The sequence below is a fragment of the Candidatus Omnitrophota bacterium genome, from assembly GCA_028712255.1.
In the GTDB taxonomy this organism is placed as follows: domain Bacteria; phylum Omnitrophota; class Gorgyraeia; order Gygaellales; family Profunditerraquicolaceae; genus UBA6249.
Window position 1 is genome coordinate 1 of the sequence record JAQTQJ010000014.1, and the last position, 19,178, is coordinate 19,178.

19 protein-coding genes are annotated in these 19,178 nt (G+C 39.3%); all 19 read right to left on the reverse strand.

Annotation, left to right across the window (positions count from 1 at the left end; all coding sequences use genetic code 11):
• Positions 1-559 (reverse strand): Gfo/Idh/MocA family oxidoreductase (locus PHC29_06770; protein ID MDD5109187.1); only part of this gene is annotated, 559 nt, incomplete at its 3' end.
• Positions 544-1,413, reverse strand: a complete 870-nt coding sequence (locus PHC29_06775) for an SDR family NAD(P)-dependent oxidoreductase (protein MDD5109188.1) — start codon at positions 1,411-1,413, stop codon at positions 544-546. The genes PHC29_06775 and PHC29_06770, both read right to left, overlap by 16 nt.
• Positions 1,410-1,907, reverse strand: coding sequence for a UDP binding domain-containing protein (locus tag PHC29_06780; protein MDD5109189.1), 498 nt, complete (start codon positions 1,905-1,907; stop codon positions 1,410-1,412). Before PHC29_06780 ends, PHC29_06775 begins: the two co-directional genes overlap by 4 nt.
• Before the next feature lie 36 nt (positions 1,908-1,943).
• Positions 1,944-2,717, reverse strand: coding sequence for a nucleotide sugar dehydrogenase (locus PHC29_06785; GenBank protein MDD5109190.1), 774 nt, complete (start codon positions 2,715-2,717; stop codon positions 1,944-1,946).
• Positions 2,714-3,670, reverse strand: coding sequence for an NAD-dependent epimerase/dehydratase family protein (locus PHC29_06790; protein MDD5109191.1), 957 nt, complete (start codon positions 3,668-3,670; stop codon positions 2,714-2,716). The genes PHC29_06785 and PHC29_06790 overlap by 4 nt, the downstream gene beginning before the upstream one ends.
• A 22-nt stretch (positions 3,671-3,692) precedes the next feature.
• On the reverse strand, positions 3,693-5,228 hold the full coding sequence (locus PHC29_06795) for a hypothetical protein (protein MDD5109192.1): 1,536 nt from the start codon (positions 5,226-5,228) through the stop codon (positions 3,693-3,695).
• Positions 5,229-5,233: 5 nt separating this feature from the next.
• Positions 5,234-5,827 carry a hypothetical protein gene (locus PHC29_06800; protein ID MDD5109193.1) on the reverse strand — a complete coding sequence of 198 codons (594 nt, stop codon included), beginning with the start codon at positions 5,825-5,827 and terminating at the stop codon, positions 5,234-5,236.
• 17 nt (positions 5,828-5,844) lie between these two features.
• On the reverse strand, positions 5,845-6,336 hold the full coding sequence (locus PHC29_06805) for a hypothetical protein (GenBank protein ID MDD5109194.1): 492 nt from the start codon (positions 6,334-6,336) through the stop codon (positions 5,845-5,847).
• Positions 6,337-6,367: 31 nt separating this feature from the next.
• Entirely contained in the window at positions 6,368-7,351 is a 984-nt protein-coding gene (locus PHC29_06810) for an NAD-dependent epimerase/dehydratase family protein (protein MDD5109195.1), read from the reverse strand.
• Positions 7,352-7,353: 2 nt separating this feature from the next.
• Complete coding sequence (locus tag PHC29_06815; protein MDD5109196.1) at positions 7,354-8,403, reverse strand: radical SAM protein; 1,050 nt, start codon at positions 8,401-8,403, stop codon at positions 7,354-7,356.
• A gap of 27 nt (positions 8,404-8,430) precedes the next feature.
• Positions 8,431-9,354, reverse strand: coding sequence for a class I SAM-dependent methyltransferase (locus PHC29_06820; GenBank protein MDD5109197.1), 924 nt, complete (start codon positions 9,352-9,354; stop codon positions 8,431-8,433).
• Positions 9,332-10,282, reverse strand: a complete 951-nt coding sequence (locus tag PHC29_06825; protein ID MDD5109198.1) for a glycosyltransferase family 2 protein — start codon at positions 10,280-10,282, stop codon at positions 9,332-9,334. The genes PHC29_06820 and PHC29_06825 overlap by 23 nt, the downstream gene beginning before the upstream one ends.
• A gap of 17 nt (positions 10,283-10,299) precedes the next feature.
• Positions 10,300-11,367: a glycosyltransferase family 39 protein gene (locus PHC29_06830; GenBank protein ID MDD5109199.1), complete on the reverse strand. Its 1,068-nt coding sequence runs from the start codon at positions 11,365-11,367 to the stop codon at positions 10,300-10,302.
• Between the two features lie 215 nt (positions 11,368-11,582).
• Positions 11,583-13,634 (reverse strand): glycosyltransferase, encoded by a 2,052-nt coding sequence (locus tag PHC29_06835; protein ID MDD5109200.1) that lies wholly within the window; start codon positions 13,632-13,634, stop codon positions 11,583-11,585.
• 26 nt (positions 13,635-13,660) lie between these two features.
• Positions 13,661-14,572: a glycosyltransferase family 2 protein gene (locus tag PHC29_06840; GenBank protein ID MDD5109201.1), complete on the reverse strand. Its 912-nt coding sequence runs from the start codon at positions 14,570-14,572 to the stop codon at positions 13,661-13,663.
• 115 nt (positions 14,573-14,687) lie between these two features.
• A complete protein-coding gene (locus tag PHC29_06845; protein MDD5109202.1) occupies positions 14,688-15,470 on the reverse strand; it encodes a class I SAM-dependent methyltransferase in 783 nt (260 codons plus the stop codon).
• An 86-nt stretch (positions 15,471-15,556) separates the two neighbouring features.
• Positions 15,557-16,609: a radical SAM protein gene (locus PHC29_06850; GenBank protein MDD5109203.1), complete on the reverse strand. Its 1,053-nt coding sequence runs from the start codon at positions 16,607-16,609 to the stop codon at positions 15,557-15,559.
• Positions 16,606-17,892 carry a radical SAM protein gene (locus PHC29_06855; GenBank protein ID MDD5109204.1) on the reverse strand — a complete coding sequence of 429 codons (1,287 nt, stop codon included), beginning with the start codon at positions 17,890-17,892 and terminating at the stop codon, positions 16,606-16,608. The genes PHC29_06850 and PHC29_06855 overlap by 4 nt, the downstream gene beginning before the upstream one ends.
• A 25-nt stretch (positions 17,893-17,917) precedes the next feature.
• Entirely contained in the window at positions 17,918-19,072 is a 1,155-nt protein-coding gene (locus PHC29_06860; GenBank protein ID MDD5109205.1) for a radical SAM protein, read from the reverse strand.
• Between the last annotated feature and the right edge of the window lie 106 nt (positions 19,073-19,178).

A 19,178-nucleotide genomic window follows, 5' to 3' on the forward strand; every position in this document is an offset into this window, starting at 1 on the left:
GCGCAAGATCAATCAGGTGTACTCCCTGGTCGATCAATTCCCCTCCACCGGAGATCTTAAAATTAGCCCTCCATTCTTTTTCGTAGCCTAATCTGCCTCCGTGGCCGTAACGGCCGCGCATAAACATGAGTTCACCTATCTTACCAGAATCTATGATTTCCCTGGCTTTTTTCACCGCCGGATGATAGCGTAGGTTAAAACCCACTTTAACCATAACTTTCTTCTTCTTAGCGGCTTTTATGACGCTTTCTACCTCTTTAAAATTTCTAGCTGCCGGCTTCTCAACCAATATATGCTTACCGGCCTCTGCTGCCATAAGGGCTATCGGAGAGAGCATATCATTAGTTGTAGAAATGATAATAATATCAATGCGGGGGTCCGTTATTGCATCATGAAAATCAGTAGAAACCTGCACTTGGCTTTTTAAAGCCGCCAGGGTTTCTGCGCGCTTAATATCAGAATCAACGGCCAGCAAAAGTTTATGCTGGCCAAGACCAAGCGCCCGTTTCTTACCAATCACACCGCAACCGATAATTCCAACGTTCATAGTGATTTCCATTCTTTCCCGCGGTCTCCGGGGACAATACGACGTAGCGTATAAATATCACTTTTTGTTAATTCCTTCCGCCGGTTGGGTAAAGACTCCCAGGGGTCCCATTTCGCGCTGATAAGACGCCCGCTAATCCCATCGCTCTCAGAAGAAGCCAGAAAAACAGCCAGCTTGACCCCCACTTCTAAAGGAACTCCTCCGCTTATCTTCTGTCTTTGGGCCTTTTCGTAAAAATCCTTTCCCACAACCTTAGGGCCGGCAGATAATACCTCGTCAAGTAATCTGGTATTAAGCGCACCGGGAGCCATAGAATTTACATCGATCTTAAAACCGGTACATTCAACCGCCAAGGTTTCAGTAAACCTGACCACCCCGGCTTTGGATGCCGCGTAAGCACTGACAAAAGGAAGCGGGGATGTTGCGCCTCCCCCGGAAAGATTTATTATCTTTCCGTAATTATTTTTTTTCATATGGCCAATAATGTGTTTGCAGCAATAAAATACCCCGAATAAATTAATTTCAACAGCCTTAACCCAATCTCCGGGCTTAACTTCTTCAATCGGGCCCAGCGGACCATAAATTCCGGCATTATTTACAAGAATGCCTACATGATTAAATTCAACTATGGCTGCATTGATTAATCTCTTGACCTGGGCTTCTTTGGAGACATCTGCTACCACAGCAAAAACCTTCTGGCCCTTGACGGCAACATGTTTTAACTTCTCCTTAACCATTAATAAACTTTCTTTTTCGCGAGCACAAATAAAAACGTCCGCGCCCTGCCTGACAAATTCCATGGCAATGGCTTTTCCCAATCCTTGGCTGGCTCCGGTAATTATAGCGGTGCGGCCTTTTAGCTTCAAACTCTGCTCCCTTCCTTGTAATTTCTTCCGACACAAATATAGTTAAACTTCTTAAATCCGGATAGGTTCGCAATAAAACCGTTTGGATCGATAATAAACTTCTTCTTTATTAAATTCATTATTTCTGAATCGAAATGCAGGAATTCCGGGCAATCAGCGGCAATTACAACTACTTCGGCATCAATTACGGCTTCTTTAACGCTCTTCTTTAACCCTATCACCTTAGAGATATCTCGCGGAACGCTTTTTATTATAGGATCAAATCCCTTCACCGTTGCCCCTTTGGCATGAAGTGATTTAGCCAACTCCAGAGCAGGAGACCTACGTAAAGTATCAATCCCGGGCTTATAAGCCAACCCAAGGATAGCTACATTCTTTTTTCTGAAGTTTTTCAAAACCTGATGGCATTTTTTCTCGGTCCATTTTTTATGAAAAGAATTACTGCTATTGACAGCCTTGATAAGGTAAGAAGGTAACTTAAATTTATTACTCAATCTTATCAAAAAGTTTATATCACGGGCAAGGGTACCTCAGGAAAAAGCCGTAACGGGACAAAGGTATGCTTTCGTGCCGATGCCTGATTCGGTCTTAAGGCCCCTCTCGACCTCTTTTGCGTCTGCGCCGGCCTGTTCGCAAATAGAGGCAATCTCATTAGCGAAAGAAACTGAAACCGCCAAAAATGAATTTATGGCATGCTTGACCATTTCAGCGGATTCAATCTTCATCCACTCCAGTCTCGTAGAAATTGAGGAGAATAAAAAGCTGAAGGCATCCTTCGATTCTTGATTCCTGACTCCGATTACAATTCGATCCGGATTTAAAAAGGCATCCATGGCTTTCCCCAATTTTAGATTCTCCGGAGAACAGGCAAAATAACAGTTTTTCTTGGGATAGCGTTTTGTAAAAATCTCTTCAATCCGGTTAACGAATCCTACCGGCGCCTGGGAAGAAACGACTATCCTAAGTCCAGTTTTAAAATAAGGCATAATCTTTTTAATATTATCCTCAAGAAATGATATATCGGCCACATCTTTATCGTCTATCGGAGTATCGAAAGCTATCCAGAGGACCTCTGCTTTTTTCAAGACTTCCCTGGCGTTGCACGTAAATGATAACTTTCCTGACCGGATTCCTTCTAGTATTGCTTTGTCCAATCCCGGCTCAAACAAAGGCGCCTTGGCCTTTTGCAGGCTGTTGATTATCTCTTTATTAAAATCGAGCCCGGAGACTCTATGTCCTAATTTTACCAGGCAAGCGCTGGTCACCGAACCCAGATGCCACAGGCCAAACACACAAATTTTCATCCTCTTTTCTCCAATATCCATTTATTACTCTTAAGATATTCTAAGGTCCTGATGATAGCTTCTTTAATAGTAAGCTTTGGTTTCCAGCCGGCATTATTAATTTTTGCCGTATCGAGGAATATGAAAGGATTATCACCAACCCATCCCCTATCGCCTCCCGTATATCTAAGTTTAGGGTGTAATCCAAGATGAGCGGTAATCCAACCGATAGAATCATTAACCTGGCAATATTCATTCGTCCCTAGATTAAGGATGTTCACATTACCTTTGAATGTATTAATAGCAAAAAGTATGGCATCCAAACAATCCTGCACATAAAGATAGGACTTTTTCTGGCCGCCGTTACCGAGAACAGTTAGTTCAGCAGGATTCTCTAAAAGCTTCTTATAAAAGTCAAGGACATGACCATGAGTATAACGCTCTCCCAGGATAGAAACAAACCTGAATATCCAGGCCTGGAAGCCAAAACCTTCACAATAGGCCTCTATTAATCCTTCACCGGCTAATTTGGTTGCGCCATATAGAGATGTCTGCGCCGGAAACGGCTCACTTTCAGGGGTCGGGATGATTTTAGCTTCTCCATAAATCGATCCTGTTGAAGGAAAAACGATCTTTTTAATGCCATTTGAGCGCATTGCCTCAAGCACATTAAAAGTAGCGATAATATTTTGTTGAAGGTCTTTTTCCGGATGCTTGAGGCCAAAACGCACATCGGCATTGGCAGCCAAGTGGAATACGAAATCACATTCCTTAGCGGCTTTTATGACTTTTACTGGTTCAAGCGTATCTCCTTCTACCAGTGTAAATCTTGGAGATTTATTGGCGTTAATTAAAAATTCTTTAAAACCGGTAGAAAAATTATCATATCCAATAACCTCGTGACCGTTTTCTAATAAACGATCCACTAAATTACTTCCTATAAATCCCGCCGCTCCAGTAACAAAAAAACGCATTTTTACTCCGTTCACCTATAAATTAATGCCGGCAGAAGCCGCGATATTGTTCAGGTAAATAAAACATACTGGCATTATTATTCCAAAAATAAGTTTTTACTTTTTTAAATAATTTCCCTCCGGAAGGCACAACTCCTGCGGAAACTCCGGCTTTAATAAGCAATTGCGGTGCATCGGTAAAAGGGAAAAAAGCATCGGCGGCGAAGACGGCCGATTTTAAACTTTTTCCAAGATATTCCGCCTTATGGATAGCTAATTGGACTGCCTCTAGAGTTGATGGACCGCCAGCGCAACTAATAAGGCTCCTTTTTGAGGCCAATGATACCTCATTACCTCCGTGATTAGAACTATAAGCAACTGACCAAGCCACTATAAGAGAATCTTTTTCTTGTTCTGACAATTTTTTACCTATAAATTCAGTATTCCTTAAATCCAAAACGTAATTGGCTGGAGGTTGACGCAAGAAACCTCCCCGCACAAAACGATAAACATATTTTTCTATAGAGATAGACGGATTGGCTAAATGCGGATTTTCAAAAAGTTTGCGCTGATTTCTTTTACCGAGTGTTTTTATCGCTTCGGGAGAAAATCCTGTAGCCATAATCACATCTAACATCCAAAAAGGACTACCCAATAACTTCTTACGCTCAGAACTTTCAAATAATAATTTAGCTATTTTTCCAGTTACCCTAAAATTTATCACTAATTCTCCTCCCCAAATAGCCCGGGGATTAGCAAACAAAGCTCTTCTAATGGTTTCTCCCGGATCATCCCAGCTTACAGCCAGGCCGCAAGGATTTCCGTGTTTAGCCGCCACGCAAATATAAGGGATCCGGTTACGGTTTAATTTAAACGCTTGAGAACAAAATACAATAGTCTGGATTAATGAGTCGCAATCAGCAAGATTGGTAAAACAAACAGACTCGCCGGATATATGCCTAAAATTCGGTAAAGCCAGTTGATCCTGGCTTTCGGTTTTAAACATATCAGCAGGAACCTGATAAGGATTCTCTCCGTTTACTAAACTCCTGACGACCTGGCCAAATATAGCGTCATATTGATCTTTCTGTTTAACCAGGGAAATATAGTGTTTAGAAATTAAAGCATTGGTTTTATCCAAAAGTTTCCGCCTCATGCAATCGGAGACTTCACCATTTTGCTTAATTTGCTTGACGACCTCAGCCATATCAACTAAAGACATAACTGGAAGACGCCCCCCCTTAGCTGCTAAAGCTAAAATCGTCCTACCGCCTACATCATTACCCAGAGATAAAGGATAATTGATAATATAAACTAAGTCTATCTTCTGATTCGGGTCATTTCCAGTAAGGCAATGTTCGATTCTGGGATGTAGGGTCGGGGGGAATCCATAGTCCTCTTTTACGCCGGTAAAATCAGCTATGTCCGTAACTGGTAAACCGCAAGAACTAAGAACAGCAATTGTTTCTTTAGAAGCAAGGATTTCCCAGCCGGCTTTTATTAAATCCCTTGCGAACTCTTCAACCCCATGCGTGTCATAAACAGAAAATAAAGCGCGTTTAGATCGTGTTCTACGCAATTCTTTTAACCTTTCTCAGCTATCTCAAAAGTGATAGATGTATAGTCAGCCGGACATTGCAACAATAATCCATCCTGCTTGTTATTTGAGATTAAAAACGGATACAGCGTATAAAAAACCGCGGGGCAGAAATATCTCCTTCCCCATAGATGTGAATACTGATTAAATGAAAACTTAACCTTACCGCTGTAGCCTGCCGGGCATATTCCTTCAACCCTAAGTAATTCGATTTCCACGCAACTATCAAACAAATCTTTAGGTCGGCCAATAAATCTGAATAATCCATCAGCAAGGTTAACCAAGGGCCAAAAGAATAGCTTCCTCGCCTTAATCACCCAAAAAGTTTTACCTTTTGTGCCTGGACAACTAAGGACCAACTGGCCTTTGGTCTTGGATTTTCCGCCGTAAAGCAAACTCAGATACTGCGGATATATTCCAAAAAATAAGTCCGGGCAAACACCTTCGGGCACCATATTTATAATATTGAATTCTTCTTGGCATTTACGGTAAAAAAAACAGGGGTTACGGAAATTCTTAACCCTGACCTTTAGCGTATCAACCCGTTGATTCAAAACTGAACAGCAAATATTTTGACCCATAAATAGCCTTATTGCGCTTAACGTTTAAAAACAAGGAGCCTGCTTTCGGATAAACAGCAGTTAATCATTATTTTACCGTCTGATATATTTTGAATCTCATCCAACTTACTCCATAATGATGGAAAAATTGCCGGACAAAATTTATCATGCTCGATTTTAAAAATCTGCCCTAAGCGGTGTTTATTTGGACAGGCATCGTTCCCGATCCCCACAACTTCGGCCTCAATTCCGGTTTTCCGGGATTTTCCTATGATTCTAACTAAAAATACTATTCCTTCGGTCCGGGGACATTGACAAAACACATCGCTTTTTTTGTTTCTCCATCTAAACCAAGCCCCTTCTTTAAACGAAACCCAGTAAGGTATTATTGAATAGTAAGCGAACGGACATAGCCCTGATGGTACAATATCACTAAGAGAATAACTCCCTTCACCGCTATATTCCCTACAACAGCTAGAGCATTTTCCTTTTAAGGAAAAAACTATTTCAGGAGCCTTACAGATTATCATATAATTTTTATATAATTATTACAAGATTTCTTTAATAGTTAGCTATCAGCCATTCTACAGCTTCCTTTAATGTCGTATCCGGATCGGTATAGGAAATTCCTAATTCTTTAATCTTGTCCCCTTTGAATACCGGATTCAAAGACGCAAATTCTACTGAAGCCCTGGTTACGGGTAATTTTAAATCCGGCTTAATATTTTGTATACATTCAAAAAATCCACCTAACATATAAGCCAATGGCAAAGGTATTTCCAGAATAGGTTTTCGCGTATGGGCAATGCCTTGAATTTTTCTAATAAATGTTCTCAAGGGCCAATTCGCTGAGCAAAGAACATATCTTTCCGCAGCCTTATTAACTTCTAATACTTTCAATATGGCCATAGATACATCGCGCACATCCACAAAACTATAATTACTCTTCACCGTAAACGACACTGGCGATTTAAGAAAACCTAAGATGAATTCCCCGTTGGGCGAAGGGCCTACATCTTCCGGGCCGATAATTGGAGTAGGATTAATTACGGTAAGCGGCAAACCATTTTTGCGGCTAAACTCAAAACAAACCTTTTCTGAAAAAAACTTGCTATAACCATATGGCGTGTCATGCTCCCGAAAATCATATTGGCTATCTTCGTTAAAGACTCCACCGGATTCACTATTAATTAACGCTCGCATTGAAGATACCATAATGAACTTTTCCGGTGCATCTAAACACTCCAAAAGCTTCTTTGTTCCATCAATGTTAAACTTAAGGATATCTTCTTTGTTATGTAATGTCCTTGCCGGATGAATTGCTGCACAATGAATTACCGCATCAGCCCCTTTAACTGCCCGACGCAGGGATTCATTTTTATTCCACTCAACTTCAATAATTTTAAGATTATCACTCTTGCAAAAATCAACCCGGCTACAATAGCGAGTCAAACACCTTACCATATACCCTTTTTTGAGAAGGTCTTTAACCAATCGGTGACCCAGGAATCCCGTACCTCCACTAACAGCAATTGTTTTTATCATAGCTAATACTTCATCCAGGTCTTTATATTATCAGTATCCAAGTTAAAACTGTAGCTTAAATCTCCCATCTGCCCGCACATATAACACTTTTTAAGCGCGGTCAGTTTTAAAAAAGCTTCCTTTACAGTTTGGTTTCCTATCCTGACATAATATTCCGGGCGATCATAAGCCCTGGGACAGATATATAAACAATCATCAACATTGAAGAAACAAGCCAGGTATCCCCAGAGACAGCGAGGTATCTTTAAAGCTTTCATCTGTTTTTTTTCTTCAGTTGTCATTTCATTTTCAATTAAAACATCCTGGGGAGGATATGGCCAATTTAAGAGCTGATGAATAGCGCCCCCCTTGGAAGTAATAGGCCCTCCTTTTTCTTTTATTCCCTTTATGTAGCTGACAATATTCTTTATTCGTTCAGAAAAAAAAGATGTCTCATTACCGTGTCCTTTTTTAACCCCCGTATCTAAGGCATAAACGAAATTTACGTTAGTCCTATATTTTTTAGCCAAATCTACCAAATGGTTAATATCCTTAATGGTTGTCCGATAAGTTAAAACTCCGTGGAGCCTAACATTAACCCTCCTGATTGACATAACTTCTAAAGCTTCTCTCGCAATTTCGTAAGCGCCTTGACCACGATGCATGTTAGTAGTCTCGGGTAAACCGTCAAGGCTAACACAAACCGAATAACATTTCTTAAGAGTCTCCAGATGCTTTTTAGCCTGGAATCCGTTAGTAGCCATTGAACATTGGCAACCCCTCCCTACGATTCTAGAAACAATAACATCTAAATCTGGATGCAGAGTCGGCTCACCACCTTGTAAATCAATTTGTTGTGTACCCAGTGCAATGAATTGATCAATATAACTAAGAAGTTTATCGGTAGGCATATCTTTCTGGCTACGGTTGTCTAAATTAACAAAACAATATTCGCACCTTAAGTTACACCTGTTAGTGATTCCAAACGTAACCAATATCGGCACGGATTTCTTAAAAAGTTTATATAATATCACCTTGGGATATATTCCGGTAGCCAGCCTAATTTTTGACAATAGCTTGTTACCCATCCTACCCTTGCCTCACTTTCTATAACCCATCTTTTGAGCGACTACGTAACCTCTAATACCAAAAGGGTATTTTATTATTTTTCCTAAAAAATGCTCGATGCCAAACAATTTTTCCATTAATATAAACCGCGAAGTTGCGCGAATCTGTTTGAAAACAACCTGTTTATTTTCATAATCAATAGACCGGGGGAATTTCCAACTATTGATTCGCTTTACTAGATAAAATCCCGGATAAACAAATGTTCCGAAATGGTTATGTTTTAGAATACTAAAACCGGCAGATTGAACTTTATCTATAAGTTCGTTAGCTTCATACCTGCGTATATGGTAATGCACCTGATCGTATATATCATAGAGACTGCGCCCCATCGGAACAGTCACTACTAATTTTCCTCCGGGCTTTACAATCCTGAACAATTGTTTTAAAGCTGCCTCGTCATCCTTAATGTGTTCTAATACATTAAGGCAAGTTACCGCATCAAACAAATTATCCGAAAACTTGCAATCTACCAAATCCATCTGGAACAGCGGAATATCCGGCAGGCGCTGGTGACAATACATCAGGCCTTCAGAAAAATAATCCGTGCCTACAGCATGTACATTTGGAAAGTCTTTTAGTATAATTTCCAGCATATGGCCGGAAGAACAACCGACATCCAGATAACAGCAATTTTCATTAGCCAGTTTGTCTTTAATTCCGTCTATGGCAAGCTTGCGGTTATAGCAATCAATGGGATGCTCCTTCGTAAAATCCTTTAATTGCCGGGTCAACTGATCTGACCAGCCATTTCCGGAATCGGGCTGACAAAAACTGAAAAACGGATAGCTCCTTCCGTCAATTTTAAAACTTCCTTCATAGACTGCTCCGGGCAGGATTTTTTCGACCATTTCTTTCATCATTCCGATATCGATATTATTTAATACCCTCGAAGCCAACAGCTTTATCTATTATATAAGCCGGCCTCTTTTGCATCTCATCGTATATACGCGCAAAATACTCACCCATTATCCCTAGGCTCAACAGTTGGAGCCCGCTTAAAAAAGAAATCAAGATAACCAGGGTAGGATTACCCCATTTAATATCAAAATTTAATAGTTTTAGTAACAAATATGTCATCCCAAACAAGAAGCTAAACAGAGAAATAATTACACCTAAGATAGATATCAAGTGCAAAGGATATTTAGAGAAACCGAAGACGCCATTTAATCCTATACGTATGGAGCCAAAAAGCCTATTATAGTTGCCCTTGCCTGCAAACCGCTTATCACGATGATAGGGTATGCCGATTTGGCTAAAACCTATGTACGCCACTAATCCGCGTAAGAACCCATCATGCTCTTTCAGTTCTTTCAAATGCCCGACCACTTCTTTGCTCATTAAGCGGAAATCCCCGGTATTAGCGGGAATTTTGACGTCTGCCATCTTATTAATTAAACGGTACCCTAGATAAGAAACTACCCTTTTTATGAGAGTCTCTCCCCTGCGGCTTACCCTTTGAGCATAAACTACGTGGTAGCCTTCCTTCCATTTTTTTACCATCTCTCCGATGACTTCCGGGGGGTCTTGAAGATCAACATCAATTACTACACAAGCATCGCCGGTGGCATAATGTATGCCTGCTATAGTGCAAGCCGGCTGTCCGAACCTGCGAGACATCTTCAAAAGCTTGACTGCGGGATAATTTCTACGCAAATTCATGATAATGTCTTCGGTGTTATCCGTGCACGGATCCGATACAAAGATAATTTCATAATCACACCGGAGATCATGAATAACCGTTAATATCCTCTCCATAAATGGCTTTATATTATTCTCTTCATTATAAACCGGTGCTATTATAGAAAGCTTATAATTAGAATTCATCTTGACCTTCCTCCCTATTATTTACGCTTAGCAATATAAGAAAAGAATCCATCCCAGGCCCACCCTAAAAAAAATGCAAATAACGGCATCGTCCAGGCAAATTGCCTCTGCAAAAACCAATATTTCCCGGCCAAATCAAAAAGAAAAATGCAAACAATGGGGATGACAACAGTAATAAAAAGGAACAATAATTGTTTGTATCTGCCTGCATAAGAGAAAACGACCGGTATAAATACGCCTATAAGTAAAAAATATAATGGCTTAAAACCGATAAGGTTACAAATTATGCCTTTTAAAAAACCCACGGCATTAAGGAAAGGGTTGGGAATATATTTAAAAGGATCCAGATTATTCTGGGCAACCACATAATGCGGCCCAAATACGGAATATATCCAAAGAGGCATAGAAAAACATAAAACGATAGCCGCAAAAGCAAGAGCACTTCTTAAATAAGTTTTAAAATCCTTCTCATCATATTTAGTTAAAAGAGTGAACAAAAGGCAGCTGGAGAACATTATGATCCCATAAACATGGAACCAGATCACCAGGATAGAAAATATAATCGCTCCGATTCTTTTTGGTATGCTTAGTTTAAAATTTAGATCGTTTATCCTTTGGAACAAATATAACATAGCCAAGGCAAGCGTAGGCAATATAGCGTAGGCCCTTATTTCAGTGGCATGTGTAATTAAGGTTGCATTAAAACAAACAATACTAAAAGTAATAAGATATGCCCAAATTGACTTAAAATACCGATTACAGATACGATATAATATATAAAAACCTATAATGCTGGCAATTATGCAAGGTATTGCTAGACCCCATTTATTATACGAAAAAATTTTGAAAAACGGAAAAAAGAGATAGGCATCACCAAATAAATATGAACAATAGCCGAATTTTGGTAACGCATTTAAAAGTTCTAAAAATGTCCCTTTCATATAACTTAACTCATACAATTCATCAGCCCATAACGTATGGTGATATAAAACCATAATTCTCAGGTATAGCGCATATATACAAACAATACTTACAAAAAGAGGAGTAAAATTTTTATGAATATATCTACTAATATTTTTCAACATCTCTACGAATCCTTTTTGTTAGTCAGTATACTAAACATTCTGCCTTAAGGCCTCTTTTTACTATGCTATAATCGATTCTCTTGACATATTATACCCTGAATGCTGATATAATTAGTGAATTAAGCGAGCGGAATCTTCAGCAATTTCCTAATCTCACTTAAAGCGATACCCAACTCTTGCTGTGTCATACCATAATAGTAAACTGGACAGTTTTTTCATAAACGCCCTGTAACCATCAAACTATAACTCAACCAGCAAAAATGCGTACAATAACACTCCCCGCGCTTGATACTACGTAGAATCCTCTTCCATTCCTCATAAGCTAAAAGATGATTAATATTATAATCCAGTTGACGTATATTGATTCCCGAATACGGAAGAATCTCACAGGAAGAAATGTTGCCGCAATAATCAATTGCTATAAATTCATTGCCTGCGCGACAAGGAACCGGCTGGCTTTGGTTTTGAAGCGCTTTAAGACTGTATTCAAATAGTGTGCTCAATATATTTCTTCTTGAAGGCGGATGCTGAATTAATAATTTACCGAGGCTTTCCTTTAATAATCGCCATTCGTCGAAAGAAAGAGCCTCGTTTTCATTTGGATCAGAAGAACCCCGAACAGGTTCAAGGAACCATTTAGCCTTTGGCATAAAGTCATGAATGAATGCTGCAAGTTTTCCGAGCTGGTCTATATTTTTTTTAGTCACACAGGTATTTACCTGTATCTGAAGTACTTCGGGATAAAAAAAACAAAGTTTCTCAAGTTCTTCATAACTTTGGTGTACTTTTTTAAACAACCCCTCGACCCCCCGATTCTGATCATGATATTCTTCCATCCCGTCTAAAGAAAGGCTAATTATTAAATCCCGGCTGCCGTAAGCAAGAATACCTTTAACTTTTTCATAGATACGTCTGGGGTCATATCCGTTTGTGGGGATCGTAATACAGACATCTGACCTATTATCGATAAAACACCGGCAGATTTTATCTATATCCTCCCTGAGAAAAGGTTCACCGCCTCCTAAAACAACATTATTTACATCACTTAATGATACCGTAAATAGACGAATCTCTTCTAAAGTGAGAAATTTTGCGGGTTTGTTAAGTTCTTGCCGTAGAAAACACATCTTGCAGGTAGCATTGCATTTATTGGTAATCTGAAAAACTAAACTTTTCACCGGTAAAGAAAGTGCTAATCTATCTTCCATTTCTTTATTGAGCTCGAGTAGGTATCGACGTGGCCTTTTCCTAAAACAATCTACCCTCCATCGCTTAAACATAATCCTCGGGAAGTTAAAGAATATGGAAGCCGACATTCTAAAAAATACGAAAATCTTCCAACTCTTAGAGTTTACCTCTTTCCGGACTCTTTCATCAAAAACTATCGGACGTTTCTGAAAGAATTTCTTCGCCCTCAACCAGAACTCTGATCTAAAGAAATAGAAATTCTGCCATCGGAAAATTTTGTTTAAAATATGGCTCAGGGGATAATGCTCTAATAAGACAAAAAAATTATTACGAAAGTATAAGTACCGCTTCTCCCGGGCCCTCTTACTCATCGCCTGGCTCTCCAAGTGATACGTAATCATATCAGGTAAATAAACTACATCATAACCGGTTAAATGCACCCGAATACTTAAATCTAAGTCCTCACTAATGTAATAATATTTTGCATCAAAGCCACCGATCAACTCAAAGATATTCCTCCGGATAACAGTGCCCGCAGAACAAGCGCCCAAAACTTTACCGGAAATTTTATGATTATTCAAGACAAGATCTTGATGCTTTTTATAGAACGCTCCTGCGAATGTAGGGCCTTCCCCTTTAATTCCGCAATCCAGTATAATATCCGAGTCGAAACCACTCACAACCATAGTCGCAATTTGCCCGATTTTAGGATCACCCTGCAGATAAGCAATACCCTTTTTAATCCAATCCTGATCCTTAAGAATAACATCGTCATCTAAAAAGACAAGATATGCACTGTTACCCATACGCGCCGCAATATTCCTGTTATACGCCGGTCCGCGATTGCGAGACTGCTCTATAACTTTAACCCCCGGGAATCTATCACGGATAACCCTGACTGTCCGGTCGATAGAATGGTCGTCAATTATAATGTAATTGAAATTCTGAAAAGATTGTTTTGCGAGCGAATCTAAAAGTTGCAAGATATGCTTCTCGCCGTTATAGGTCGTAATAATAACATCTACGCGCTCGTCTTTAGTAATTCCGCTGCCCGGCTTCTCATCAGTGTAGGAACTCACTATTTATCTCCTATTTTTAAAATCACTTAACGGCCATAAATTATATTGATTATTTTTTTATAGAGTCTCGGAGAACTATACTGATATTTTTCAATCAATCTGTCCGCTATCATATCTCGAAATATATAAGGTGGATGCAACAAAGGAAATTCAACATGTTTTTTTTCCAGGTTAGCCACTATACTCTTGGCCATAGTATGCGTACCGCTACTCCCAAAACCAATGTTTGACACTAAATTCACATCCGGAACAATAGCGATACCGTTCTGCAACCAGCAGGCAAACAACCATTGGTAATCCCATGTATCGATCTTCCTCTGATATACTTTTTCAAAAATATTACTCCAGTAGGAAACCTCTTTTCTATCTTCAAGGATATTAAGAAGTAATCGTTTCTCGCTGACTTCAGGCCATAATTTCATATCCACATCATAATATTTCCATGCCCTTCTCCAGGATGCCCAACCCCATATAATGGTATATCTTGAAAAATAATAGCTGTATTCCGTAAACTTCCTGCCAAATTGGAAATTACTTCCGCTTATCATCGTAATCCGTTTATCATTTCTGTAATACTCTAAAAGTTCTTTGCAAAATCTAAAAAAAGTAAAGTCCGGCAAGCAATCATCCTCAAGAATAATTCCTTCTTCAACATTTTCAAAGAACCAGTTAACGGCACTACTAAGAGCAGTCCTGCAACCTGAATTCCTTTCCCTGAAAAAGGTCTTCGTCTCGCAATCCCAGTCAATTTGTTCAATAATTTTTCGAGCTTGGTCACACTTCTCTTTATCTTTTGCTACTCCTTCTCTAGGCCCATCTGCGGAAATGAAAAGCTTAGAAGGCTTACATTTTTTGATCTGTTCAAAAACCTTAAATGTCGTATCAGGCCTATTAAAAATTAATAGCAACACGGGAATATCAAATTTATCCTTATTCACTTTATAACCTTTCTATTTTTTCTAAGAGAACATCGTAATCAAACCGTGATTGACACATTCACAATAAATTCGGTTTAGTAAGAGTTCAACTATGCTACAAGGCAATTTTCCCTAATTAAAGAAAAGAGTCTTTTTTGATACCAAGCCCAATCAGTATATTTATAATCATACTTTTTATAGTGCTTAAGTCACACTTCAAAAATGCCGCTATCCTGCTGTTAGGCCTTGAACAAGTTAGTAATCTTTTAGAATAGCCACTTTTTGTAAGAAAAAGTACGCCCCATGTTTTTCCGGATATTTCCCCAAACCAAGCGTTTTCCAGATAATCGCTATTCTCAAGGATATTCAGCCCCGAAGGAATAACTACACGCTCATTTAATCTACGGATATCCTCGTATTTCCCTCCATGGGCAAAAGGGCCGTAATCAAATGTAAGAGCCATAATCCCTCCCGGCTTAAGCACCCGGGACATCTCTTTAATCGCTTTATCCTGTTCTTTATACGACAAGTGCTCAAGGACGCATACGCTAAAAACTCTGTCAAAAAAATTATTTTCATAAGGCATCTGAGTCATATTCCCCTTTAGATTATGCATTCCCAGCCCCATCGTTTGAGATACAAAATCAGCATTTTCTACTATTCCTTGTTTGCGCCAATCAATGTCTATTGTGTATACGTGGCACCCTTTTGACGCCAGGTAAAAGCTAAAGATCGTACTGGCTCCTCCGCAATCTAAAACTTTCATATCTCTTAGCGGAGCACTGTTTACTACTATGGTAGAAATTTCCCAGAGCTTGCGCTTAAACCAGATATCATCTTTTCCCCATCCGGAATCAAATTCAGCCTGATAAGTCGTAAACTTAAGCCCCTTACTTTCAAAAATGTGTATTAACCCCATAATCTCTCCTATGATCCTAGATTGAGGGTCCAACTTCAATTCTTCAAGGTTCAGGGTTTTATTAATTATTTTCATCGCATAAAATATCAAATAAAGTTCAGTTGACCTATATCGTCGATGACTAATTTTTGCATAAGTTCATTATAGTAATGGAAACGACAGTCGTATTTATTACAATCCTCTTTTTTGATATTTCTTATCTTTGACCAGTGCTTATGGGAATACCAGATATCCCTTAAAGGAGTTTTGAGCATATTCCCCAAACAGTGCTCTTTGGCGCGGTGGCGATAGTAACAGCATATATAAACATTACCAAATGGATCTACAACCAGCTGAAGAGGCGAAAGCCAGCAATTGATTTTGAGCGCCGTTTTATCAAAATCAGGTATGATCGTCACCCTTGGATATTTAGACCTTAAGCTCTCAATCTTATTCAGCAGCGCGGATAAAATTCTTTTATTTTTAAGTTCAGAGGGCATGTTTCTTACCAGTTTAAACTGCAGGGAATCAACCTTTATCTTGCCTGCAAGAGCCACGGCACTAACCACATCCTTGTAATTATTGGAATCAATACTATACTTCATGGATATCTGTAGCTTGCTTTCCTTTTTATGTTCGTCTCTAAGTTTTATAAGGTTTTCTAAATTTGCAATTACTTTTTTAAAACCAACTTTTTCATTAACGGGGCGCTTATAGGCATTAAAAACTTTTTCCGAAGCTGACTCAAGGCTTACTCTACAATAGGAACCGTATTTCACCAGCTTTTCCCGAAGTTCAGGTGTAAGATTGGTACCATTGGTCAAGATGCCGAAAGAGACATTAGAGCTGATAAGCCTATCTAATACCTTTGGAAGTGAAGAATTAAGCGTCGGTTCACCTCCTCCGCAAAATTCAATACCTTTAATACCAATATCAATAAGTTGATCAATAACGCTCATAAATTCTGTTTCTCCAAGGGAATGTTTAGTCTCATTTAATTCTGTGTAATCGCAACCGATACATCGGTGATTGCAAAGATAGGTTGGGTAAAGAATCGCCATGCGCGGAGGGGGCATCTTGCCTTTTTTAAGCATCTCCGCTTCATGATGATAGGATAATACCCTGAGTTTCAGATAATCTAGCACACTTATACGTTTCATTTGGCTTCCCCCCATCCTGAGAAGTAGCCTTGTGACTTATAGAATTTATTTAAATCCCTACGAAGCGTTTCCATTCTTTTATTTCCGATATAGTCGTATTCCACAGCAAAATCTGGAGTATCAAAATACCAGTGTTCGCTGAAATTCTCCTTAATCCTAACTCTGTATTTTTGCGGATGCTTCCAGACATCCGATCCAGGAACAGGTATGAATTGACTCAGGCGGCTTTTATCCGGCTTAGCCTTAAGCAGAAAATCCTTGGTCTCCCTGACAGTTTCCTCATCTTCCCCTGGAAAACCAAACATCATATACGCACAGCTAAGGATCCCTGCTTGCTGACACATTTTAATCGCCCGTATATTATCATCCACAGAAATCTTCTTCTGCATCAGATCCAGTAACTTCTGGGAACCGGTCTCAAAACCAAAAAATATCTCTCTGCACCCGGCAGCTTTCATTCTTTTCAGCATCTCCGGATCTAAGACATCTGCCCTTGAAAGCATTGTCCAATTTATTCCAGAGGACGTTATTTTATCACAAAAATCAAAAAACCACTTTCTATTCAAGTTTAAACAGTCGTCTGGGAAACGAAACCAACGAATCCCATATTCTCTTTTGATCAATTCGATCTCCTCAACCATATTTTCTGGACTCCTGCTTCGCCATTGCCTACGCCAAAGTTCTGTATCGCAAAAACCACAGTTAAACAAACACCCACGTGTACCGAAAATGGTAGTTGCCGGCTGATCACTATGATGAACCTTGCCCTCATGCCTGATCATTTCTTTGGGTAGGAGATGTCGCGACGGAAACTTAATCGTATCCAGATTATCTATCAACGGTTCAAGTTCATTGCGGATAATTTCAGTACCTTTCTTAAAAGCGATACCTTTTACTTTTGAAAAATCCTGCTCTCTACATAAATTAGCAAACACCCGTTCTCCTTCACCAATTACTACAACATCAGCTTCAGTATTGTTTAAAGTATACTCTGCCATGCTCGTAGGGAATGCACCACCTACAACTATTAACGCAGACTTATTATCAATGCGAATGCGCCGCATAATCTCTCTAGCGGAACCATAACTTGCACTACTGTGGATTGAGACACCAAAAATGTCAAAACCATTTTCTAAAAGCTCATTTTCAGAGAGCATATTTTTTATTCGGATATCCTGAAACTTCCCTATATTGGAAGCAAGATATAAAAGTCCTAAAGGAGGATACGCTAATTTATCCTTGAGCCCATATGCTGGAGGGCTAATAAGTTGTATCTTTTTCATAACTCTATCCTTTTACAATGTACTTTTACGAAAACATAGAAGATACAATCCGTTCTAAATGTAATCCAATATTCCCGCCATCATATTCTTGCCAACGCACCTTCTGGATATCTCTACATTTCCTGAGCATCTCTGTATAATAAGGAGTCCCGGGAAAAGGAATACAGGGAGGATTTTGATGCTTAAAACCCAATTCTCTTATCTTATGAGCCTGCTCCCTCCTGTCCTCTTTCGTCTCTCCCGGCATATAATGCATAAAACACAAGTATACACTAACATCTAAACTCTTAAGATAATTCAATACATCCATTACTTGAGTTACTTTTAATTTCTTATTCGTTTTATCCAAAAGTGGTTGAGAAAGACTTTCTACTCCTAAACGGATTCCCACACATCCTCTGTCCACGAGATATTTAAAAAGTTCTTTATCACAAGTATCCATACGGCCCAAAATAGACCACGGGAGCCCAATCTTCTGCAACCCATTAGCGAGTTTTATCACACGATCATCACCGCCTAAATTCCAACAGTCGTCATCAAACATAAGATATTTGAAATCAAACCGCGCCACGCTATCTTCAACTTCGGTAATAATCTTATCCGGATCACGTAAAAGCAATTTTTTGTTGTACATCGTATGTACCCATAAGCAAAAGTTACACTGATATGCACATCCCCGGCTTCCATAAACCCACATCTGAGGATAGGCTATTTTTTTTCTACAACAAGGCTCATTATATAGCCCTACAATATGCGCATCTCGATACGGATATGGTAAATCATCAAGATTTAGTACCCTCTGCGTCTCGTATATTCCTTTCCTTCTCGTAGCAATCATTTCATATGATGAATATTCATACTCTCCCTTGAGAATATAGGAAATGAAAGGCATTTTTATCAATTCATCAGCAAAAAAAGACGCATGCGGGCCTGTTAAACAAACCTCATATTTTTTACCAAGCTCTTCTGCGATACGGATATCAGTCTCAAAGCTCGGTGTCGCAGTTTCTTGAATTACGATCTCGGGCCGGTAATAATCTATCCTTTTATAAAAATCCTTGTATTGGTGGTGCTCAGCGACAGCATCGTAAAAGATAGCTTCAACTCCTTTAGACCTTAGATAGCTTACGGTGTATCCCATAAACATTGGATAAGGAACATAATTGTACTTACGATTCATACCGGAACCGGGCCAGCGTGACCCCGCTCTAACACCATAGCGTTTTCGGAATAAATTATCCCTGTAAATCCAGGGAGGATTTGTTACCACAATTTTTATCATATAG